This is a genomic window from Microbacterium sp. Y356 (assembly GCF_059445355.1).
This window is the reverse complement of record NZ_JCAIUE010000001.1, coordinates 992037-1012141: the sequence shown is the minus strand read 5'-3', so window position 1 is coordinate 1012141 and position 20105 is coordinate 992037. Positions and strand designations below refer to the sequence as shown.

Sequence of the window (20105 nt, the reverse complement as noted above, 5' to 3'; positions counted from 1 at the left end):
AGAAATCGCGACGGGAAGGCCGGGGTGCAGGATCAGGCGATCGCGCGCAGGCCGTCCAGCAGCGGAGTGGTCGGACGGCCGATGAGTCGGGACAGCGTGCCATCGGTGTCGGAGAGTCCACCGGCGCGGATGCCAGCATCCAGACCCGTCATGAAGGCCGCGAACCCGGCATCCGACCCGGCAGATTCGAGCGCGGCGGCGTGCTCTTCGGCCGACAGCGACTGGTATTGCACAGGCTGGCCTAGTACCTCGGTAAGCGTGGCTGCCAGCTCGGTGTAGTCCCAGGCGGTGTCGCCGGCGAGCTCGTACACCTCTCCGATGTGGCCTTCCTCAAGCAGGACGACGGCCGCGGCATCTGCGAAGTCGCGGCGGCTGGCCGATGCGACCTTGCCGTCACCGACACTCGCCGCGAGCACCCCGGATGCGCTGACCTGGGCGAAGTCGCGCGCGTAGTTCTCGGTGTACCAGTTGTTGCGCAGGATCACTGCGGGAACGCCGGATGCCGCGATGAACTCTTCGGTCGCCTTGTGCTCCGGTGCGATCGGCAGAGTGCTGGTGGTGGCATTCGGCAGACTCGTGTAGACGAGCTTCGCGACACCGGCTGCCTTCGCGGCATCCACCACGGTCTGGTGCTGCGCCACGCGAGCGCCGAGCTCCGAACCGGAGATCAGCAGCACGGCATCGACGCCTTCAACGGCCGTCGTGACCGTGGCGGCGTCGTTGTAGTCCAGCGTGACGACGCGCACTCCGCGATCGGCGAGGTCGGACGCCTTTGTGAGGTCGCGGGCTCCGGCCACGATCGACGCCGGATCTGCGCCGCGGGTGAGGAGGCTGTCGATGACGAGGCGGCCGAGCTGTCCGGTCGCACCGGTGATGAGAATGTTCATGTGGGTCCTTTCGTGGGGAAGATCATCGGGGACAACTCGCTGCGCACCGATAACCTTCCGATCCAGTGGTACCCACTTTGAAGTAAGGTACCCACATGACCGTTAGTTTTGCGCAGATTCAGGAGAAAACTCCCAACGTCTTCGACGAGGGCTGTGGCACCCGGATCATCCTCGACCACGTCATGAGCAAGTGGGGTGTGCTCGTGCTGGCCTGCCTGTCTGACGGCACCCATCGCTGGGGTGAGCTGCGCCGCACTATCGGCGGCATCAGCGAAAAGATGCTCGCCTCCACATTGCGCACTCTCGCAGATGACGGTCTCGTGCATCGGGAGTCGCTTCCCCAGGTGCCACCGCACGTCGAATACAGCCTCACGCCGCTCGGACGAGATCTCATGGAGCGGATGCTGCCAATGGTCGCGTGGGTCGCCGACAACGCCGACGGGATGCTGGGACGCGACGAGGCCTGAACGGCCGTGCGCAGGCCGGGCTCAGGCCGTGCTCAGGCCGTGCGCAGAATCCGGGCCGTTGTGCGCGCGCTGAAGTACAAACTCTCCACCGGGACACGCTCGTCGGCGGCGTGGAACTGGCCGTACACATCGAAGTCGTCGGGCACCCGCAGCGGCACGAAACCGTATCCGTTCACACCCAGACGGGCGAAGTGCTTGTTGTCGGTCGAAGCCGGCAGCAGATAGGGCACGACGACACCATCGGGGTCTTCGGCGCCGATGGCTGCGGAGATCACATCGATGAACGGGCCGTCGATCGGTGCATCAATCGGGGAGATCATCCGCTGCCAGGACACTTCGACCGTGTCTCCGGCGAGCGTCTCGATGCCCTCGCGCAGGGCAGCTTCGCCATCGGGCAGCGCCCGGATATCCAGCGTCGCGTGTGCGCTACCGGGGATGATGTTGCTCTTGTCCCCGGCACGCAGCACGGTCGGTGCCGCGGTGTTCCGCGCCGCGGCGGCGATTACGCGTCCCACGAATCCGAGATCTTCGAGCTCCGCATCCAGGTTCTCGTCGGTGAACTCGACCCCGCGGGCGGCGCCGAACACTTCGAGGAACCGTTCCAATGCGGGCGTGCGCACCACCGGGAAGCGGTGCGCGCCGATGCGGGCCACGGCGCCAGCGAGCTGCGGCACAGGATCGCTCGGGAGCGGCCGTGATGCGTGCCCGGCCTCACCACGTGCAGTCAGCTTGACGCTGCCGACGCCCTTCTCTGCGGTCGCGAGCAGATACGCGCGGCGGCCCTCGGCCAACGGCACCGAGAACCCACCGACCTCGCTGATCGCTTCGCTTGCCCCGGCGAACAGCTCGGGCCGGTTGTCGACCAGCCAGGATGCACCCCACACGCCGCCGCTCTCTTCATCTGCGAGGAACGCGAAGATCAGATCCCGACGAGGGCGGATGCCGGAACGCGCGAAATGCCGTGCCACTGCGAGGATGACGCCGGCGAAGTTCTTCATGTCGACCGCGCCGCGCCCGTACAGCAGGCCGTCTTCGATGTCGGCGCCGAATGGCGGATGGGTCCAATCCTCAGCGTTGACCGGAACGACATCGAGGTGGGCGTGCACGATCAGCGCCGCGGCATCCGCTTCGCTGCCGACGATGCGCGCGATCACGCTGCCGCGTCCGAGGATCGGCTCGACGAATGTCGTCTCGATTCCCACTTCCTCCAGCGCAGCCTGCACGAAGCGCGCCGCGCGAGTCTCGCCGTCGCCGATCGTCTCGAGGTCGCCGGTGTTGACGCTCTCGATCCGGATGAGATCGCGGACGAAGCGGAGCGCTTCTTCTTCCAGCAGGCTGTGGGTCACCACCTCAGCGTATGGCGGATGCCGTGTGCATTACGCGCGGTTACTTCTCGAATCGGAGACTCGGGTGTTCACGTGGTTCACTCACTCTCGTGAACAACTCCCGTGTGAAGAAGAATTTTCTGTCCGTTCTCGGCGTGCTGGCGGCCGGCGCGCTGACTCTGTCGATGGCGGCCTGCGCGGGAGGCGAAGACACCGCTGATGGCGGCAATGCTGGCAATGCCGACGAGACCAAGATCGTGCTCGGAGCCGACGATGGCACCGAAGAGCACTGGACGATCCTGAAGGACAAACTGGCAGAAGAGGGCATCGAGCTCGAGGTGCGCACCATCACCGACGCCGTGCAGCTGAACCAGGGCGTGCAGGATGGCGAGCTGGACGTGAACCTGTTCCAGCACCTCATCTTCCTGTCTGACTTCAACGTGAACAGCGGCGGCACGCTCGTGCCGATCGGCGCCACCGCCGTGTACCCGCTCGCGCTGTACTCCCAGGAGTACACCGACGTTGCCGACCTCCCTGAAGGCTCCACCGTTGCCCTGCCGAACAACCCGACCAACCTCGCCCGCGCCCTGCTGAACCTGCAGCGTGCAGGGCTGCTCGAACTCGAGGACGGCGGCGACGCCTTCTCGACCGAGGCTGACATCACCTCCAGCAAGGTCGAGATCCTGCCGGTCGATACGAACCAGACGGTCACCGCACTCAAGGACGGCAGTGCTCAGGCCGCCATCGTCAACAACACGCAGGCACAGAAGGGCGGGCTCGGCGACGAGCTGATCATCTTCAAAGAAGACCTGGACAACCCAGAGCTCGCGCCGTACATCAACGCCTTCGTCGTGAAGGACGAGAACAAGGACGACCCTCGCTGGGAGAAGCTGATCGAGGCGTACCACTCGACCGAGGTCGAGGCCGCAGTCACCGAGCTGAATCAGGGCAACCTGCAATTCAAGGGCGACTGGACTGCCGAAGACCTGCAGACTGAGCTCACTCGCCTCGAAGATCTGCTTCGCGACGCGAAGTAGATCGACCCGCACTGATTCGCACGACGACGGGCCCATGACAAACATCATCACGTTCGATTCTGTCTCCAAAGCGTTCCCCGGAACGCGGAGGGGGCCCGTCGTCGACGCTCTCGAAGACGTCGACCTTGAAGTCCAGGCGGGCTCCATCGTCGGCGTCATCGGGTATTCCGGGGCAGGGAAATCCACCCTCGTCCGCTTGATCAACGGGCTGGAGAAGCCCACTGGCGGCACGGTGAATGTGCTCGGGACGGATGTCGGAAACGCGTCCGAGACCGAACTGCGCTCGCTACGCGGCCGTATCGGCATGATCTTCCAGCAGTTCAACCTCTTTAACGCCCGCACCGTGCGCGGCAACGTCGCGTATCCGCTCAAGGTCGCTGGGTGGAACCGCGCCGACATCGGACCTCGCGTGACCGAACTGCTCGACTTCGTCGGCATCGGTGACAAGGCGGATCGCTATCCCCGCGCACTGTCAGGCGGACAGAAGCAACGCGTCGGTATCGCCCGTGCGATTGCCGCGAACCCGGAGCTCCTGCTCGCCGACGAGGCCACCAGCGCCCTCGACCCGCAGACCACCGGCGAGGTTCTGGCGCTGCTGAAGGAGATCAACCGTCGACTCGGCATCACGATCGTCGTCATCACCCACCAGATCTCGGTCGTGCACGAGCTGTGCGATCAGGTCGTGGTGATGGACGGTGGCAGGGTCGTCGATGCCGGCGACACGTACCGAGTGTTCGCGCATCCGCGTGCGGCACTCACCGAGCGCTTCGTCGCAGCCGTCACGCAGGGCGTGCCGGCTGGCGACACCCTGGACGCTCTGCGCGTCGGCGGGGGAACCCTGCTCAGTGTCGACGTCAATGAGTTCACCAGTGAAGACATCGACGAGGTGTTCGAAAAGCACAGCGTGCGTCGTGCGGTGGTGTTCGGCGGAGTGACCGACATCCGCGGTCGGCAGCTCGGAACACTTACTTATCGCCTGCAAGCCGGAGCGGATGCCGTCGCTGCGGCCGTCGTCGAGCTCTCGGCGCACACCAGGGCGCAGGTTCTGACGGATGCGTCCACTGCGGTGCAGGCATCCGGAACGGAGGCGGACGCATGACCGGCTTCCACCCCCTAGCGAACTGGGATTCGCTGACGCCTGTGCTCCTGGAATCAATTCAGGAGACCATCTACATGGTCGCCGTCACTCTCCTCATCGGTGGCGTCGCCGGCCTCCTGATCGGCGCGGTGCTGTACGCCACACGCCCAGGCAACCTGTTCGCGAACAGGGCCGTCTTCAACGTAATGAACCTGGTGATCAACCTCATCCGGCCCATCCCGTTCATCATCTTCCTCACCGCGGTGGGCCCGGTCACCAAGGTGGTCGCGGGCACCACCCTCGGTACAACGGCCGCAATCGTGCCGATGACGATCATGGCCGCTGTGGTCATCGGCCGCGTTGTCGAGCAGAACCTCGTCGCCGTTGACCCAGGTGTCGTAGAGGCGGCTCTGGCCATCGGTGCCAAGCGATTCTCGATCCTGTTCGGCGTCGTAATCCCTGAGGCGCTTGCACCCCTGATCCTCGGCTACACCTTCATGTTCATCGCGGTGGTCGACATGTCGGCGATGGCCGGCTACATCGGCGGCGGTGGGCTCGGAAACTTCGCCATCATTTACGGCTACAACCAGTTCGATGCACAGGCGACCTGGGTCACGGTGGCGATCATCATCGTCATCGTGCAGGTGGGTCAGATCTTCGGCAACTGGCTCGCGCAGCGGGTGCTGCGGCGGTAGGTGCCGCGCGCCTCCTACAGTTTGCGCAGCCGCTCCGGGTCGGGCTGCTCCACGGGCTCCCACCCTGGACGCGGTGCCCGGCCGCCCCGAACCTGGTCGCGAGTGCGGTAGACGATGTACGGGCGGAACAGGTATCCGACCGGTGCCGAGAACACGTGCACGAGGCGCGTGAACGGCCACAGAGCGAACAACGCGAACGCCGTCAGGACGTGCATCTGAAACAGCAGCGGAACGTGCGCCATGAGTTCGGGCTGCGGCTGGAAGAACAGGATGCTGCGGATCCACGGCGATATCGTCTCGCGGTAGTGGAAGCCGCCGCCGAACACCTGGTGCACTACGGTCGCCGCGGTGCCGAAAAGCAGTGTGGCGCCGAGGAAGACATACATCACCTTGTCCATCACGGTGGTGGCGAGAAACACCGGGCCGACGGTGCGGCGGCGGTAGATCAGAACCGCCAGCCCGAGCAGCGTAAGTGCGGCCGCCGCAGTCCCGAGTACGGTCGCGCCGATGTGGTACATCTCTTCGGTGATCCCGATCGCATACAGCCATTCGCGGGGGATGAGGAGCCCGACGGCGTGCCCGGCGATGACCATGAGGATGCCGAGATGAAACATCGGCGACCCCCAACGCAGCAGGCGGTTCTCGTAGGTCTGACTGGACCGCGTCGTCCAGCCGAACTTGTCGTAGCGGTAGCGCCAGATGTGACCGACGATGAATACGGCGATCGCCGCATAGGGGATCGCGACCCAGAGGATCGCCTGCAGTGCACTCACGAGTTCTCCCTAGGGCTGAAGGGCGGAAGATTGCCGAGAAAGCTCAGTCCCACGGTCTCGCTTGGTGGGCCCTCGTTGATCAGCTCGAGATAGCGATCGCGGGTCCGTGCGTCGATCGGCGGCAGTGACAGTGTGATGGCCCGGATCAGCGGTGCCCACGGACTGTCCATCCCTTCCAGCGCCGCACGCAGCACTTCGACGCCCTCGCGATGCGAGGAGATCAGCGCATCGGCGACCGGCGAGGATGAACGCGCCGAGAACTCCAGCACGGCCGGCAGATAGTCCGGCAGATCGTCGGCGTCGAATTCGTAGCCCGCCGCGCGGTACGCCTCCAGGAACGTCACCAGCGCGACACCGCGCCGCCGGGTGTCACCGGTGGCGTAGTAGCTGAGGTACAGGCTGCATTTGCGCTTGAGATCGAACGTCGTCACATACTGCCGCTGCCACTCGGTCGGGCCGGCGAGCTCGGCTTCGGCGAGGAACGCCTCGAAAAGCACGGCCAGCGCAGCGGGGAGCCCGACAAACTGCGATCGCAGTATGTCGGACCGTGCGAACCACTCCGGATCCGGATAGTCCAGCAGCAACGAGACGAGCATGTGCGTGCGCGCCCGCTGCTCGGATGTCAGCGACAGCGATGCCAGATTCGCTGGCACCCGTCGGCGGGGCGTGACTCGCACGAAGCTCGTGCTCATGATCCGTCCTTCGTCGGCGTCGAATCGGCGGAATCGGTCGCATTGTCCTTCGCCCCCGGCGGGAACAGCCCGGCCGAGCCGTTGCCGTCCCAGTTGAGCAGATTCACGCGCCCTGGGCTTGACGGACGATCGGCGGTCTGCCGATCCGAGAGGATGTGGAAGTTCTCCACAGCCACCGGAACCGACTTGCCGCTGGATGAGCCGAACGGACCGGCCCCGCCCATCCCCGGACCATCCTCGAAGTCCAGCGAGCACGCCATCTCCTCGAGATCATGCGCCAGCTCGGTGTGAGCGGAAGGGATGACATATCGTTCCTCATACTTCGCGATCGCGAGCAGCCGGTACATCTCCTCCATCTCCTGACCCGACATACCCACCGCGTTCGCGATGCTCTCATCGCGCTCATCGTCGATGCTGATCCCGCGCATGTACGACCGCATGGCGGCAAGCGTGCGCAGCGCCTTATCGACCGGCGCGACATCGCCCGCCGTGAACATTTCGGCCAGATAGCCGATCGGGATGCGGAGCTTGTCGATCGCCGCGAACAGCGTGCGAGCATCCTCACCGTCACTACCCGAGCCGGTGATCACGTCGACCACCGGCGACAACGGCGGGATATACCAAACCATCGGCATCGTCCGGTATTCCGGGTGCAGCGGAAGCGCCACTTCGTACTGCATCAGCCGCCAGATCGGGCTTTTCTGGGCCGCCTCGATCCAGTCCTCTTGGATGCCGTCGCGCCGTGCCGCCTCAATTACGGCGGGGTCGTGCGGGTCGAGGATGATGTCCCGCTGCGCCTGCAGCAGGTCTGCGTCCGGGACGCTCGCCGCTTCGGCGACTCGATCCGCGTCGTACAGGACGAGGCCGAGGTAGCGCAGTCGTCCGACGCACGTCTCCGAGCACACGGTGGGCAGCCCCACCTCGATGCGCGGGTAGCACATCGTGCACTTCTCAGCCTTGCCGGTGCGGTGATTGAAGTACACCTTCTTGTAGGGGCATCCGGAGACGCACATCCGCCATCCGCGGCAGGCGTCCTGATCGACCAGAACGATGCCGTCCTCCGCGCGCTTGTACATCGCACCGGAGGGACAGGATGCGACGCACGAGGGGTTGAGGCAGTGCTCGCAGATTCGGGGCAGGTAGAACATGAAGGCCTTCTCGAACTCGGCCTCCACCTGCTCGCTCATCTTCTTCAGGATGGGGTCATCCTTCATCGTCTCCAAGGAGCCGCCGAGGTTATCGTCCCAGTTCGCGGACCAGGAAATCTTCATGTCCTTGCCGGTGAGCAGGCTCTTCGGACGGGCCACCGGAGTCTGCTCGCCCTTCGGAGCGTTCAGGAGCATGTCGTAGTCGTAAGTCCATGGCTCGTAGTAGTCGTTGATCTCCGGGAGGTTCGGGTTGGAGAAGATGCGTGCGAGCTTGGCGAGCCTGCCGCCGCTGCGCAGCTTCAACCGGCCGCGCTTGGTGCGCACCCAGCCGCCGCCCCACTTCTCCTGGTCCTCGTACCCACGCGGGTACCCGACCCCTGGCCTGGTCTCGACGTTGTTGAACCAGACGTATTCGACTCCGGTCCGGTTCGTCCATGCCTGCTTGCACGTGACGGAGCACGTGTGGCATCCGATGCACTTGTCGAGGTTCATCACCATCGACATCTGCGCCATGACCTTCATCAGTACTGCACCTCCTGGTTGCGGCGACGGATCGTGGTGATCTCATCACGCTGATTGCCGGTCGGTCCGAGATAGTTGAACGCCCACGCGAGCTGGGCGTAGCCGCCGATGAGATGGCTGGGCTTGAGCAGGATTCGGGTCAACGAGTTGTGGATGCCGCCGCGCTGGCCGCTGGTCTCGGCGATCGGGACATCTATCGTGCGGTCCTTCGCGTGGTACATGTACACCGTCCCCTCTGGCATCCGGTGAGAGACGATTGCTCGAGCCACCACGACGCCGTTGCGGTTGTAGGACTCGATCCACTCGTTGTCGCGGACGCCAATCTTTTGTGCATCCAGCGGGCTCATCCAGATAGTGGGGCCGCCGCGAGACAGCGACAGCATGAAGAGGTTGTCCTGGTATTCGGAGTGGATAGACCACTTGGAGTGCGGCGTCAGGTAGCGCACCGTCACCTCCGCCTGCGCGACGGCATCAGGACCGCCCAGCCGCTTGGTGGTGCCGAGCTTGGTGTCGTTAAACAGACGATGCATGTCCAGCGGCGGCCTGAAGATCGGCAGATTCTCTCCGAGGTCCTCCATCCAGTCATGGTCGAGAAAGAAGTGCTGGCGCCCCGTGAGCGTGTGCCACGGCTTCAGATTCTCGACATTCACGGCGAACGCGGTGTAGCGCCGTCCGCCGTGCTCTGACCCCGACCACTCCGGCGAAGTGATCACGCTGCGCGGCTGCACCTGTACATCGGTGAACGTGATCCGGGAGCCCTCGTGATCCTCGGCGAGGAACGCCAACTTCTGTCCGGTGCGCTTCTCGAGTTCCTTGAACCCCTGCACCGCCAGACGGCCGTTCGTCGTGCCGGAGAACGCCAGGATCATCTCGCACACGCTTTTGTCGGTGTCCAGCAGCACTGAACCCACGTACGGGCCGGTCTTCGCTGTGCCGTTGACTGCGCTGAGTAGTTCGATCTCTTTGTCCGGTCGGTAGGTGATGGCCTTGGTGGTCATCCCGAGCTTCGACGTCAGCGGCCCGAGCGTCTTCCAGCGTTCGTAGAGGTTCGCATAGTCACGTTCGACGACGATGAGCTTGGCCATCGTCTCGCCCGGCACTAGTGGCAGGCCGTCGCGGACCACGCCGTGCGGTGTGGACATGGCATCCGGTGTGTCGTGCTGCAGGGGCGATGCGACGATGTCGCGCCGCGCACCGAGGTGGGTGCGGGCAAGTTCGCTGAAGCGCCGGGCAAGAGTACCGAACAGGTCATAGTCGGTGCGGGTCTGCCACGGCGGCTTGATCGCGGGGCTGAACGCGTGCACGAATGGGTGCATGTCGGTCGAGGACAGGTCGTACTTCTCGTACCAGGTCGCCGCCGGCAGCACGAGGTCGCTGAACAGCGTCGTGCTGGTCATCCGGAAATCGGCCGTCATCAGCAGGTCGAGCTTGCCGGTCGGAGCATCGTCGCGCCAGCGCACGTCGCGCGGGCGGAACCCGTCCGCCGTCTCGGGTGCGCGAACCGCGGAGTCGGTTCCCAGCAGGTGCTTGAGGAAGTACTCGTTGCCCTTGCCGGAGGATCCGAGGATGTTCGCACGCCAGATCGTCACGATGCGCGGGAAGTTCTCCGGAGCATCCGGATCCTCGACCGCATACTCCAGAGAGCCGTCGGTGAGGCTGTCGACGATGTACTGCGCTGGCTCCTTGCCCGCGGCTTCGGCCTCGTCGCACAGGTCGAGCGGATTGCGGTTGAACGTGGGATACGACGGCATCCAGCCGCGCTTGACCGAGTCGACCAGGCAGTCGGCGGTGGTACGCCCCGCGAAGGAGCCGCGTGAGAGAGGGGATGCGAGTTGGTCGGCAGGTAGACCGTCGTACCTCCACTGGTCGGTCGCGAGATACCAGAACGCAGTGCCGATGTGCTGACGCGGAGGGCGATTCCAATCGCCCGCTGTCGCGTACTGCGAGTAGCCCGTGATCGGGCGCACCTTCTCCTGACCTACGTAGTGCGCCCAGCCGCCACCGTTGACCCCCTGGCATCCGGTCATCGTGGTCAGCGCCAGGAACGTGCGATAGATCGTGTCGGAATGGAACCAGTGGTTGGTGCCGGCACCCATGAGGATCATCGAACGACCACCGGAGCGGTCGGCGTTGTCGGCGAATTCGCGGGCGATGCGGGTTGCCTGTGCTGCCGGAACGGAGGTGATCTCCTCCTGCCAGGCGGGAGTACCAGGGGTCGACGTGTCGTCGTAGCCCGTCGGCCACTGACCCGGCAGGCCTTCGCGGCCCACCCCGTACTGGGCGAGCAGCAGATCGAACACTGTGGTCACCAGGCGCCCGGCGACGTGCCTGACCGGCACGCCACGTGCGACGACGCCAGAACCGCCGGCATGCTCGCCGCCGGCTTCGGGGGCGAGATCGAATCGCGGCAGGAGGATCTCGGCCGACTCCGTGGTGTCGGCGAGATCGCGCAGCGACAGCGGGGGCACGACGTCGCCGAGATCGAGGTTCCAATGGCCCTCATCCTCCGCGGTGAAACGGTGCCCCAGCGACCCATTCGGGACGAACGGGTCGCCGTTCTGGTCGAGCATGACGGTCTTGAAATCCGCGCGCGCCGCAGTGGCGGCATCCGTTCCGGTCAGATCGCTCGCGGTGAGGAACTTGCCAGGCACCAGGGCGTCGCCGTTCTGTTCCAGCGTGACCAGGTAGGGCGAGTCGGTATAGCGCTGCATGTAGTCCTCGAAGCGCGGTGTGCGCTTGTGGACGTAGTGCTCGGTGAGGATGACGTGACCCATCGCGAGGGCGAGGGCGGCATCGGTGCCGGGGTGCGGGGCCACCCATTCATCGGCGAACTTGGTGTTGTCGGTGTAGTCGGGCGAGACCGTGATGACCTTCTGCCCTCGGTAGCGCGCCTCCGTCATGAAATGCGCGTCCGGCGTGCGGGTGACCGGCACATTGGATCCCCACATCATGAGGTATCCGGCGTTCCACCAGTCCGCGGACTCCGGCACATCGGTCTGATCGCCGAACACCTGAGGGCTGGCGACCGGCAGGTCGGCGTACCAGTCGTAGAACGACAGCATGGTGCCGCCGAGCAGATTCATGAACCGGGTCCCCGCGCCATGCGACACCATCGACATCGCCGGGATCGGTGAGAACCCGGCGATGCGATCCGGCCCGTACTTCTTCACCGTGTGCACGTGTGCGGCAGCCGCGATCTCCATTGCCTCGTCCCAGGTGGTGCGCACGAGTCCGCCCTTGCCCCGCGCGCTCTTGTAGGCGCGGGATGCTTCCGGGTCGTCCACGATCGAAGCCCAGGCGTCCACTGGGTCGGGGTGTACGGCCTTCGCTGAACGGTACAGTTCGGCCAGAGTGTCGCGGATGTACGGGTAGCGCACGCGCGTCGGCGAGTAGGTGTACCAACTGAAGGCAGCGCCGCGGGGGCAGCCGCGCGGCTCGTATTCGGGGGAGTCGGGCCCGACCGATGGGTAGTCGGTCTGCTGGGTCTCCCAGGTGATGATGCCGTCCTTGACGTACACCTTCCACGAGCACGATCCTGTGCAGTTCACCCCGTGAGTGGAACGGACGACCTTGTCGTGCGACCAGCGGTCGCGGTAGAAGGAGTCTCCGGAACGCCCACCTTCCAGGAACAGCGCCCGCAGATCTTCGGAGACCTCGCCACGACGGAAGAATCGTCCCATGTTCAGCAGCGAATCAGCGAGCGGCCCGTCGGTCGCGGGGTGGATGGCACGAGTGTTGGGCGTCATTGCACTTCCTTCTGCTCGAATCAGCTTTTCGCTTCGGCGCCGGGGCGCACGTAGTAATGCCAGGTCAGCCATACGCACACCACGCACAGGAAGGTAGACCAGATGAAGAACGGCATGACGCCGATCGTGGATAGGAGTACGCCCACGAAGAACGGGCCGAACGCGGCGACCGACGAAGTCCAGCCGATGGCTCCACCTGCCTGCCGCTTGGGGAAGATCGTCGGCATCTGCTTGAACGTTCCGGCGTTGACCAGGCCAGAGAAGAAGAAGATGATCAGGATGCCGGTCAGGAAGCCCGAGAACTGCGAAACTTCGGTCGGCGACAAGAAGAACAGCGTCATGACACACCCGGCGAGCATGCCGATGGCGCCGATCAATGTGAAGATGCCGCCGCCGAATCTGTCGCCCAACGGCCCGCAGATGGCACGCACGCCCGCGCCGAGAGCCGGGCCGATGAAGATGTAGAGCATGGCGTTCGGTGGGTTGTCGAAGTCGCCGTAGATGTCGTTGATCATCAGCGCGGTCTGCGCTGCGAGCCCGGAGAACAAGCCGAAGCCCATGACATAGAGGGTGGTCTGGATCCACAGGTGCTTGAGGCGGAAGATGTCGAGTTGCTCGCGGAAGTTTGCCGTCACCGGCACACGCCGAATGTACAGAAAGGCCGCAACGGCTGCCACGAGCACCCACGGCACCAGGACGAGTCCGCCGTTGTGCAACCAGATGAATTGGCCGGTCGCGTCGGTGGAGGGGGTGATCGCGGCGGTGCCGAACAGGCCGAAACCCACGATCCACGGCGTCAGCAGCTGCACGAAGGAGATGCCGAAGCTGCCGAGCCCCGCCTGCAGCCCGAGGGCAGTGCCGCTCAGTCGCTTCGGAAAGAAGTAGCTGGTCGACGGCATGAATCCAGAGAACGTGCCGCCGCCGACGCCGGCGCTGAACGCCAGGGCGATGAGTACCCAGAACGGTGTGTCGGTGTTGCGCACGACGAGTGTCCAACCGATCAGAGGGATCAGAAGGAGCAATGACGACAGCACCACGAGCACGCGCGAGCCCAGCACGGGTGGAAGGAACATGAAGACCATACGCAGCAGCCCTGCGGAGAGGCCAGGAACGGCGACGATCCAGTACAGCTGCTGCGAGTCGAGTGCGAATCCGACGTCGTTCAGCCGAGGAGCGACGGCGCTGACCACATACCAGGTGGCGAAGCTGATGAACATCGCGTAGGTCGTGATGATCAGCGTGCCCCATGCGCGCTTGGGGTCCCAGGTCGAAGGATTCTCCGGATCCCAGTTGGACAGATCAGACTTCAGTGCTGAGCCCACTGGTGAAGTCATCGCGGTCTCCTCTAGCTGCGCGCTTTTGATAACTGCCCTTAGACCAGGACGGTAGCGGTATACCGCGTCGAGCAACAGAGCAAAGCTGGACAATGTGTCGAAGATCCGGTTTAGGCTGAAGGAGTGCAGCGCCCCGCAGCAGTCATCACCGTCTCCGATCGAGCAGCCTCGGGGACGCGCGCAGACAGTGCCGGACCGCTTGCGGTGCAGGCTCTCCGCGCAGCGGGATTCACCGTCGAGGACGCGATCGTCGTGGCCGACGGCGCCGACAGCGTCGAGCGGGCGTTGCGGGCGGCTCTCGCGGCCGGCGCGCGTCTGATCGTCACGACTGGGGGCACCGGAGTCTCGCCGCGCGATGAAACCCCAGAGGGCACCGCGCGTGTTCTCACGCACGAGGTTCCGGGAATCGCCGAAGAGCTACGACGACGCGGCGCGGAAGAGAAACCAGCGGGCATGCTGACGCGGGGTCTCGCCGGGGTGACAGACCAGGCGCTGATCGTCAATCTTCCCGGATCTCCGGCCGCCGTTGCATCCGGGATGCCGGTGATCGTGTCGATCGCCGGCCACGTCATCGACCAGCTTGCAGGAGGAGACCACGCATGAGCGCCGATGTACGCATTGCTCGAATCAGCGCCGAGCCGCTGAACCTGCAGGAGTATCTCGACGCGGTGGATGACCCTCGTGCCGGGGCGACCACGACTTTCGTTGGTCGAGTGCGAGATCACGATCCGGATGCCGCGGGCGAGGTTGTGGCGTTGGAATACTCCTCACATCCGGATGCCGAACAGGCGCTGCGCGCGCTCGCAGAGCGGTCGGGGGAGGCGGGGAGCACTGCGATCGTCGCGGTAGGTCATCGGATCGGTCGGCTGAACGTAGGCGAAGCCGCCGTCGTCATTGCGGTCGCTTCAGCTCACCGGGCCGAGGCATTTGACGTGTGCCGCACGATTATCGAGGCGATCAAGGTCGATTTGCCGGTGTGGAAGCGCCAGGTTGAGGCCGACGGCACCACTGCCTGGATAGGGCTCGGCGGCTAGCGGCCGGGCGTTCAACCGCCGGCGAACGGCGGGAGGATGTCTACCAGTGTGTCGGAGCCGATCGGGGTCGCATCGTCGACTCGAACACCGCCCACCAGCACCGCGCAGCGCGGGAGCACACCGCTGAGTGCAGGACGATCGGCGCTGAGGGCCGCGCGCAGTGCACCGAGGGTCGACTCCGGACGCTCTTCCTCGTCGACGCCGGCGGCCTCGCGTGCGGCAGCGAAATAGCGTACGTGTGCCACTACTGCTCCCAAGTCTTCGCCAGTGCGGTGATTGCATCGACCGCTTCGGCGATATCGGTGCTGGACCCACCGGCACGTCCGGCGACGAGTCCGGCGACGAAGGCGCTGAAAGGCGCGGCCGGGCGGGCGACCCCGCGCGCGACATCGCCGGCAAGGTTCAAGATCAGCGATATCGGCAGGTCCTCCGCCGTTAGATCGAACCGTTCGCGCAGTGCGGCAGCCCAGGCATCCAATGCCTCTGGCGGCAGCGTTCGCGAAGAATTGTCGCTCATGTCTGCTCCATTTCCCGCTCGGCGCACAGCCGCCGCGCGTCATCGAGATCTTCCCACGTATCGACGTCGGCCGTGATCTGCCCGGGCGCGTCGACCAAGACGATCACCAGGTCGGATAACAATGCGCGCATGGATGCGCCGTGGCCGGCATCCGGAACGCTCGATGCCGCATGCAAGAGCGCCGACGTGCGATAGATGCCGGTCAGCCACTGCAGTTTTGACGAGGCATCCGAAAGGCACACGCCGTCCGCCTCGGCCGGCAAGTAGACCATGCCTGCAGCGAGCAGAGCGACACCGGCCTCGGCCTGAGGGAGATCGCTCGCCAGTATGAGAGTCCATTCGGCCACGGTGTCCGCCAGTTCGCCCCATGACCGCAGTGCGGCGACAATCGCGGATACGGGTCCGCCGAACGGCGGATCTTCGCGCACCCAGACGGGCGCCGCAGATTCGCTCGGCGGAGCCGCCGTGTCCGCGGCAACCGAGTGAGGCTCAGGCCCGACGATGGTGATCGAGATGCATCCGATGGAGTGCGCCGCGGCGACGGCGTGCGCGAGCAGTGTCGTGCCGCCGACTTCGAAGAGGGGCTTCGCCGCGCCGCCCACGCGCGTCGCGCGGCCACCTGCGAGCACGATCGCACTGACCGAAGTGGGCACTCCGGTGGCGCTGTCGACCATGCCTGCAGGACTCACAACTCGTCGGACCGCACCCATGAGCCGCTCTTACCGCCGGTCTTCGCGACGAGGCGCACGTTCTCGATCGACGTTGATTTATCGAGTCCTTTGACCATGTCGACGACCGCCAACGCTGCGACCGACACCGCAGTGAGCGCTTCCATCTCGACGCCGGTGCGGTCTGCGGTGCGCACCGTCGCCTCGATGCTGACGCCGGAATCCTCTACGGCGACATCGACGGTTGCGCCGTGCACGCCGATGACGTGCGCAAGCGGCAGCAGTTCGGCACAGCGCTTGGCGCCCGCGATCCCCGCGATCCGCGCGACCGCGAAGACATCTCCCTTGGGGACGGTTCCATCGCGCAGCGCGGCGACGACCTCGGGAGTGCACCGGACGAACCCGCGGGCCGTCGCGGCACGAACGGTCGGCTGTTTCTCGGTGACATCGACCATGCGTGCGTGGCCTGCGCTGTCCAGATGCGTAAAGGTCATGACAACAGCATGACATCGACCAGATCACCGGTGCGTACGACGTCGACCGCCGCATCGACGACTGCGAGGGCCTCAGCGAGGGCGAGGCCGCCGGCCAGATGCGAGCCTGAGCCACCGGCCGTCGCAGGTCGCACCGTCCAGCCCCCGGCGTCTTGTCGATCAATCGCTGCCGGCAGATACTGTCGACGACCCACCGGGGTGCGCCACCCCTCCGCGGCGCGAAGCCGCAGGAGCGAGCGGTGCACGTGGTCTCGCCTTTGCATCGTCAGTAGCGCCGGGCGCACGAACGTCTCGAATGACACCGCAACGCTGACCGGGTTGCCCGGCAGACCGAACACGAGAGTTCCGTCCGAGAGACGCCCGAACCCCTGTGGCTTGCCCGGTTGCATTGCCACCTTCGTGAACTCCAGCTCTCCGCCAGGGCCGAGGGTATCTTTGACGACTTCATAGGCACCGGCGCTCACGCCCCCGGACGTCACGATCGCATCGGCACCCAATGCGGATGCCTCCGCCAAGGCCGCGCGGAACGCTTCGACATCATCGGCAACCACGGCCCGCAGCACCACGTCGGCGCCGCACTCGGCGACCAGTCCTTCCAAGAGGTACGAGTTCGACTCGGGGATCTGCCCGCGCCGCAGCGCTGCGCCGGGAGGGGCAAGCTCCGACCCGGTGGAGATGACGGCAATCCGGGGGCGGCGACTGACATTGAGCACGGATGCGCCGGCTGCGGCCGCGGCCGAAACTTGGAAACCACCCAGCGCGACACCCTCAGGCACGACCTCGTCGCCGACAAGGGCATCGTCGCCGCGGCGTCGGATGTGTGCTCCGCGGGTCTTTGGAGAGCTGACGACGATCACCTCGTCGATGGAGTTCTCGAGACCGCCGACGGTGTCCTCGAAAGGCACGATGGCATCGGCCGCGGTCGGCACCGGCGACCCCGTCATGATCCGCGCGGCCTCGCCGGAGTCGAGCGTCGGATCACGCTCGGTCCCGGCGGGGAGATCGGCGACGATGCGCAATCGCACTGGGGAATCTGATGTGGCGACGGCGACGTCATCAAAACGCACGGCGAATCCGTCCATGGCGGAGTTGTCGAAGACGGGGATATCGAGCGTCGCGCGCACCGGCTCCGCAAGGGTCCGACCGAGTGCTTCGGCCAATCCGATCCGCTCGGCGGGAAGCGGGCGTACAGCGGCGAGCACAATCGCCAGCTGCTCTTCGACCGTGCGCATCAGGCGCGTTCCGCCTCGAGGGCGGCAGCCCAGGCGAGCATGCCGCCCGCGAGCACCGTTGCCGTTATGCCCGCTTCGGTGAGAGCATCCGCGGCCCGAGTGGCGCGCGAGCCGGCATGACAGACCAGGATCACCGGACCGCGCACGATCGAGGGCTCGGCCAGCAGTTCGGCCAGAGGCAGGTGCGTGGCGCCGGGGATCATCCCCGTCGCCACTTCGTCGGCCTCGCGCACATCGACGACGGCATCCGCAGTGCCGGCCGAGAGTGCGTCCGCGAGTTCGCGCGCCGAGATCGTGGGATGCGGCGCGGGTGCGGGAGGGGGCGTTGCGGCGGGTTGCGGTGCGGAAGGTGGGGCTGCGCTCGCCGTTGTGACGGCAACCGCTGTTGTCGGCGATCCGAGCGGAACCTCCCACTGGCGCGAGTTCAGCCCATCGATGACGAGGACACGGCCGAACAGCGAATCTCCGATGCCGGTAATGAGCTTGATCGCCTCCGTTGCGAGTAGAGAACCGACCTGCAGGCAGACGGTGCCGAGCACACCCACCGCGGCGCAGGTGGGCAGCTCGCCGACGCTGCCGGGCGGGTAGAGATCCGCCAGCCGTCGGGCGGCGATTCCTGCAGGAGGATTCGACCAGAACACCGTCACCTGCGCGTCGAACTCCTGCACGGTGCCCCACACCAGGGGGATGCCGAGCGACTCGCAGGCGCCGGCGACAGCCTCGCGCGTCTCGAAGGTATCGGTGCCGTCGATGACGACATCCGCTCCGCGCAGGATGCTGGCGGCATTGTCCGGCGTGAGGTGCTCGTACACGGGGCGCACGAGACCCGCCGGCGCGAGATCTCTGGCCGCGCGCACGGCCGAATCGGCCTTGCCCGAGCCGACATCGGAGTGCCGGTGGATCACCTGGCGCTGCAGATTCGAGATCTCCACCTCGTCGTCGTCGATGATCGTCAGGGTTCCGATGCCGGCGGCGGCTAGCCCCAGGATCACCGGCGAGCCGAGGCCTCCGGCGCCGACCACTGCGACGTGGGCAGCGGCCAGTCGTCGCTGCCCGAGTTCGCCGAGGACGCGCAGGCTGGCATGGCGCGCAGTGCGAGCGCGCTCCTCTGTGGTGAGCGCTGCGAGAGGTTCGACGAGCGGAGGAAGATGCATGGCTTCAGGGTAGTCCGCGCGTCGCTCGGCATCAGGACGTGCCGTCATCTTAGATATCCGCATCTGCGGAAGAAAAAAGACAAGTTTCCCGCGAATGCGACTGCTATTGTCGTGGCATGCAGGCCTTCAAGATCTCGGATGCCGCACGGCTTCTTGGCGTTAGCGATGACACCGTGCGTCGATGGGTGGACAACGAGCTGCTGCCGACGACCGGCGCCAGCCCGACAGAGATTCCCGGCGCGGCACTCGCCGCTCGCGCGACGGAAATGGCGGGATCGACGAGTGGGACGCCGGACGTGCCCACGAGCGCTCGCAATCGCTTCACCGGATTGGTGACGCGCGTGCAGATCGAAGGCGTCATGGCCCAGATCGACATCCAAGCCGGTCCGCACCGGGTGGTGTCTCTGATGTCGGCCGAGGCGGCTCGAGAGCTCGGCCTCGATGTCGGCTCGCTCGCGACGGCGATCGTCAAGGCCACGAATGTGATCGTCGAGACCCCGAGGGATTGAGTAATGAAACGGATACTCGCAGTGTCCGCATCCGCCCTGCTGCTGCTGACTGGATGCGCGGCCACGCCCTCGGTTGGCGGCTCGACCGATGTTCCGGTCGACGAGCCGCAGGTGGAGATCACGATCTCCGCAGCTGCGTCACTCAGCGCGGCCTTCGACGAGATCGCGACCGAGTTCGAGGGCGCGCATCCCGACATCGCGGTGAATCCCATCATCACCGACGGATCCGGTGTGCTCGCCACGCAGATCATCGCCGGCGCGGAGGTCGACGTCTTCGCCTCAGCCGATGAGAACAACATGCAGAAGGTGACGGATGCCGGGTTGGTCGCGGGCACGCCGGAGCGGTTCGCCAGCAACACTCTCGTGGTCGCTACTCCCACCGGCAACCCCGCCGATGTGGCCGAGCTCGCAGATCTCGCGCGGCCGGATCTCGCGCTGGTCGTGTGCGCACCGGAAGTGCCGTGTGGCGCGGCGACCCAGACGCTCCTCGACGACTCCGGAGTCGCTGCCACGCCCGTGAGTCTTGAGCAGAATGTCACCGCCGTCCTCACGAAGGTCGCCACCGGCGAAGCGGATGCGGGGCTCGTCTATGCCACCGATGTGCAGGGTCGAACGGACGTGGCTTCCTTTGTGCCCGAGGGGGCCGACAGCGTCGTGAACGACTATCCGATCGCCGCGCTCGCAGAATCGCAGCATCCGGATGCCGCCGCAGCGTTCACTGCGTTCGTCACAGGTGAACAGGGCCAGGCGATCCTCGCGTCCTACGGCTTCGGCGCACCCCGCCCGTGACACG

21 protein-coding genes are annotated in these 20105 nt (G+C 65.6%); 8 read left to right on the top strand and 13 right to left on the bottom strand.

Annotation, left to right across the window (positions count from 1 at the left end):
• Positions 1-32: 32 nt before the first annotated feature.
• Positions 33-887: an SDR family oxidoreductase gene (locus AC1C2Q_RS04865; RefSeq protein WP_495449208.1), complete on the bottom strand. Its 855-nt coding sequence runs from the start codon at positions 885-887 to the stop codon at positions 33-35.
• A 95-nt stretch (positions 888-982) separates the two neighbouring features.
• On the opposite strand from AC1C2Q_RS04865, the gene AC1C2Q_RS04860 reads away from it, so the two are divergent.
• Entirely contained in the window at positions 983-1354 is a 372-nt protein-coding gene (locus AC1C2Q_RS04860; RefSeq protein WP_495429916.1) for a winged helix-turn-helix transcriptional regulator, read from the top strand.
• Positions 1355-1386: 32 nt separating this feature from the next.
• Here AC1C2Q_RS04860 and AC1C2Q_RS04855 read toward each other — a convergent pair whose 3' ends face one another.
• Positions 1387-2700: a M20/M25/M40 family metallo-hydrolase gene (locus AC1C2Q_RS04855; protein ID WP_495449207.1), complete on the bottom strand. Its 1314-nt coding sequence runs from the start codon at positions 2698-2700 to the stop codon at positions 1387-1389.
• Positions 2701-2789: 89 nt separating this feature from the next.
• Between AC1C2Q_RS04855 and AC1C2Q_RS04850 the strand changes: the two genes are divergently transcribed.
• The 3 genes from AC1C2Q_RS04850 to AC1C2Q_RS04840 are packed head-to-tail and all read left to right on the top strand — an operon-like array spanning position 2790 to position 5489.
• Positions 2790-3716, top strand: a complete 927-nt coding sequence (locus tag AC1C2Q_RS04850) for a MetQ/NlpA family ABC transporter substrate-binding protein (RefSeq protein WP_495429914.1) — start codon at positions 2790-2792, stop codon at positions 3714-3716.
• Positions 3717-3750: 34 nt separating this feature from the next.
• A complete protein-coding gene (locus AC1C2Q_RS04845; protein ID WP_495449206.1) occupies positions 3751-4815 on the top strand; it encodes a methionine ABC transporter ATP-binding protein in 1065 nt (354 codons plus the stop codon).
• On the top strand, positions 4812-5489 hold the full coding sequence (locus AC1C2Q_RS04840) for a methionine ABC transporter permease (protein WP_495429912.1): 678 nt from the start codon (positions 4812-4814) through the stop codon (positions 5487-5489). The genes AC1C2Q_RS04845 and AC1C2Q_RS04840 overlap by 4 nt, the downstream gene beginning before the upstream one ends.
• Positions 5490-5503: 14 nt before the next feature.
• On the opposite strand, the gene narI is transcribed toward AC1C2Q_RS04840, so the two are convergent.
• Genes narI through AC1C2Q_RS04815 form a run of 5 tightly spaced genes read right to left on the bottom strand, consistent with a single transcriptional unit; the run spans position 5504 to position 13704 of the window.
• Positions 5504-6253, bottom strand: coding sequence for a respiratory nitrate reductase subunit gamma (gene narI / locus AC1C2Q_RS04835; RefSeq protein WP_495450547.1), 750 nt, complete (start codon positions 6251-6253; stop codon positions 5504-5506).
• A gap of 5 nt (positions 6254-6258) precedes the next feature.
• Positions 6259-6954, bottom strand: a complete 696-nt coding sequence (narJ, locus tag AC1C2Q_RS04830) for a nitrate reductase molybdenum cofactor assembly chaperone (RefSeq protein ID WP_495449205.1) — start codon at positions 6952-6954, stop codon at positions 6259-6261.
• Positions 6951-8624, bottom strand: a complete 1674-nt coding sequence (gene narH, locus AC1C2Q_RS04825) for a nitrate reductase subunit beta (RefSeq protein WP_495449204.1) — start codon at positions 8622-8624, stop codon at positions 6951-6953. The genes narJ and narH overlap by 4 nt, the downstream gene beginning before the upstream one ends.
• Positions 8624-12370, bottom strand: coding sequence for a nitrate reductase subunit alpha (locus AC1C2Q_RS04820; protein ID WP_495449203.1), 3747 nt, complete (start codon positions 12368-12370; stop codon positions 8624-8626). Before AC1C2Q_RS04820 ends, narH begins: the two co-directional genes overlap by 1 nt.
• A 20-nt stretch (positions 12371-12390) precedes the next feature.
• On the bottom strand, positions 12391-13704 hold the full coding sequence (locus AC1C2Q_RS04815; protein ID WP_495449202.1) for an MFS transporter: 1314 nt from the start codon (positions 13702-13704) through the stop codon (positions 12391-12393).
• Positions 13705-13827: 123 nt separating this feature from the next.
• Between AC1C2Q_RS04815 and AC1C2Q_RS04810 the strand changes: the two genes are divergently transcribed.
• Together AC1C2Q_RS04810 and AC1C2Q_RS04805 are read left to right on the top strand one after the other, a co-directional pair.
• On the top strand, positions 13828-14307 hold the full coding sequence (locus AC1C2Q_RS04810; RefSeq protein WP_495449201.1) for a MogA/MoaB family molybdenum cofactor biosynthesis protein: 480 nt from the start codon (positions 13828-13830) through the stop codon (positions 14305-14307).
• Positions 14304-14738: a molybdenum cofactor biosynthesis protein MoaE gene (locus AC1C2Q_RS04805; protein WP_495449200.1), complete on the top strand. Its 435-nt coding sequence runs from the start codon at positions 14304-14306 to the stop codon at positions 14736-14738. The genes AC1C2Q_RS04810 and AC1C2Q_RS04805 overlap by 4 nt, the downstream gene beginning before the upstream one ends.
• 11 nt (positions 14739-14749) lie before the next feature.
• Here AC1C2Q_RS04805 and AC1C2Q_RS04800 read toward each other — a convergent pair whose 3' ends face one another.
• The 6 genes from AC1C2Q_RS04800 to AC1C2Q_RS04775 are packed head-to-tail and all read right to left on the bottom strand — an operon-like array spanning position 14750 to position 18851.
• A complete protein-coding gene (locus AC1C2Q_RS04800) occupies positions 14750-14983 on the bottom strand; it encodes a MoaD/ThiS family protein (RefSeq protein WP_495429909.1) in 234 nt (77 codons plus the stop codon).
• Positions 14983-15255, bottom strand: a complete 273-nt coding sequence (locus tag AC1C2Q_RS04795) for a DUF6457 domain-containing protein (RefSeq protein WP_495449199.1) — start codon at positions 15253-15255, stop codon at positions 14983-14985. Before AC1C2Q_RS04795 ends, AC1C2Q_RS04800 begins: the two co-directional genes overlap by 1 nt.
• Positions 15252-15965 (bottom strand): molybdenum cofactor guanylyltransferase, encoded by a 714-nt coding sequence (gene mobA / locus AC1C2Q_RS04790; RefSeq protein ID WP_495449198.1) that lies wholly within the window; start codon positions 15963-15965, stop codon positions 15252-15254. Before mobA ends, AC1C2Q_RS04795 begins: the two co-directional genes overlap by 4 nt.
• Complete coding sequence (gene moaC / locus AC1C2Q_RS04785; RefSeq protein WP_495449197.1) at positions 15941-16417, bottom strand: cyclic pyranopterin monophosphate synthase MoaC; 477 nt, start codon at positions 16415-16417, stop codon at positions 15941-15943. Before moaC ends, mobA begins: the two co-directional genes overlap by 25 nt.
• Positions 16414-17649: a molybdopterin molybdotransferase MoeA gene (locus tag AC1C2Q_RS04780; RefSeq protein ID WP_495449196.1), complete on the bottom strand. Its 1236-nt coding sequence runs from the start codon at positions 17647-17649 to the stop codon at positions 16414-16416. Before AC1C2Q_RS04780 ends, moaC begins: the two co-directional genes overlap by 4 nt.
• Positions 17649-18851 (bottom strand): ThiF family adenylyltransferase, encoded by a 1203-nt coding sequence (locus AC1C2Q_RS04775; protein WP_495449195.1) that lies wholly within the window; start codon positions 18849-18851, stop codon positions 17649-17651. Before AC1C2Q_RS04775 ends, AC1C2Q_RS04780 begins: the two co-directional genes overlap by 1 nt.
• Positions 18852-18919: 68 nt before the next feature.
• Between AC1C2Q_RS04775 and AC1C2Q_RS04770 the strand changes: the two genes are divergently transcribed.
• Together AC1C2Q_RS04770 and modA are read left to right on the top strand one after the other, a co-directional pair.
• The gene (locus AC1C2Q_RS04770) at positions 18920-19312 is read left to right on the top strand and encodes a TOBE domain-containing protein (RefSeq protein WP_495449194.1); all 393 of its coding nucleotides are present in this window, start codon (positions 18920-18922) and stop codon (positions 19310-19312) included.
• A gap of 3 nt (positions 19313-19315) precedes the next feature.
• The gene (gene modA, locus AC1C2Q_RS04765; RefSeq protein WP_495449193.1) at positions 19316-20101 is read left to right on the top strand and encodes a molybdate ABC transporter substrate-binding protein; all 786 of its coding nucleotides are present in this window, start codon (positions 19316-19318) and stop codon (positions 20099-20101) included.
• Positions 20102-20105 lie beyond the last annotated feature (4 nt).

What these genes read in the sequence shown, in the direction of transcription:
- AC1C2Q_RS04860 (WP_495429916.1), top strand. Translation starts at nt 983, where the DNA reads ATGACCGTTAGTTTTGCGCAGATTCAGGAGAAAACTCCCAACGTCTTC.
- AC1C2Q_RS04795 (WP_495449199.1), bottom strand. Translation starts at nt 15,255, where the DNA reads ATGAGCGACAATTCTTCGCGAACGCTGCCGCCAGAGGCATTGGATGCC.
- AC1C2Q_RS04815 (WP_495449202.1), bottom strand. Translation starts at nt 13,704, where the DNA reads ATGACTTCACCAGTGGGCTCAGCACTGAAGTCTGATCTGTCCAACTGG.
- narH (WP_495449204.1), bottom strand. Translation starts at nt 8,624, where the DNA reads ATGAAGGTCATGGCGCAGATGTCGATGGTGATGAACCTCGACAAGTGC.
- AC1C2Q_RS04770 (WP_495449194.1), top strand. Translation starts at nt 18,920, where the DNA reads ATGCAGGCCTTCAAGATCTCGGATGCCGCACGGCTTCTTGGCGTTAGC.
- AC1C2Q_RS04845 (WP_495449206.1), top strand. Translation starts at nt 3,751, where the DNA reads ATGACAAACATCATCACGTTCGATTCTGTCTCCAAAGCGTTCCCCGGA.
- AC1C2Q_RS04805 (WP_495449200.1), top strand. Translation starts at nt 14,304, where the DNA reads ATGAGCGCCGATGTACGCATTGCTCGAATCAGCGCCGAGCCGCTGAAC.
- AC1C2Q_RS04775 (WP_495449195.1), bottom strand. Translation starts at nt 18,851, where the DNA reads ATGACGGCACGTCCTGATGCCGAGCGACGCGCGGACTACCCTGAAGCC.
- mobA (WP_495449198.1), bottom strand. Translation starts at nt 15,965, where the DNA reads ATGGGTGCGGTCCGACGAGTTGTGAGTCCTGCAGGCATGGTCGACAGC.
- narJ (WP_495449205.1), bottom strand. Translation starts at nt 6,954, where the DNA reads ATGAGCACGAGCTTCGTGCGAGTCACGCCCCGCCGACGGGTGCCAGCG.
- modA (WP_495449193.1), top strand. Translation starts at nt 19,316, where the DNA reads ATGAAACGGATACTCGCAGTGTCCGCATCCGCCCTGCTGCTGCTGACT.
- AC1C2Q_RS04840 (WP_495429912.1), top strand. Translation starts at nt 4,812, where the DNA reads ATGACCGGCTTCCACCCCCTAGCGAACTGGGATTCGCTGACGCCTGTG.
- AC1C2Q_RS04865 (WP_495449208.1), bottom strand. Translation starts at nt 887, where the DNA reads ATGAACATTCTCATCACCGGTGCGACCGGACAGCTCGGCCGCCTCGTC.
- moaC (WP_495449197.1), bottom strand. Translation starts at nt 16,417, where the DNA reads ATGACCTTTACGCATCTGGACAGCGCAGGCCACGCACGCATGGTCGAT.
- AC1C2Q_RS04780 (WP_495449196.1), bottom strand. Translation starts at nt 17,649, where the DNA reads ATGCGCACGGTCGAAGAGCAGCTGGCGATTGTGCTCGCCGCTGTACGC.
- AC1C2Q_RS04820 (WP_495449203.1), bottom strand. Translation starts at nt 12,370, where the DNA reads ATGACGCCCAACACTCGTGCCATCCACCCCGCGACCGACGGGCCGCTC.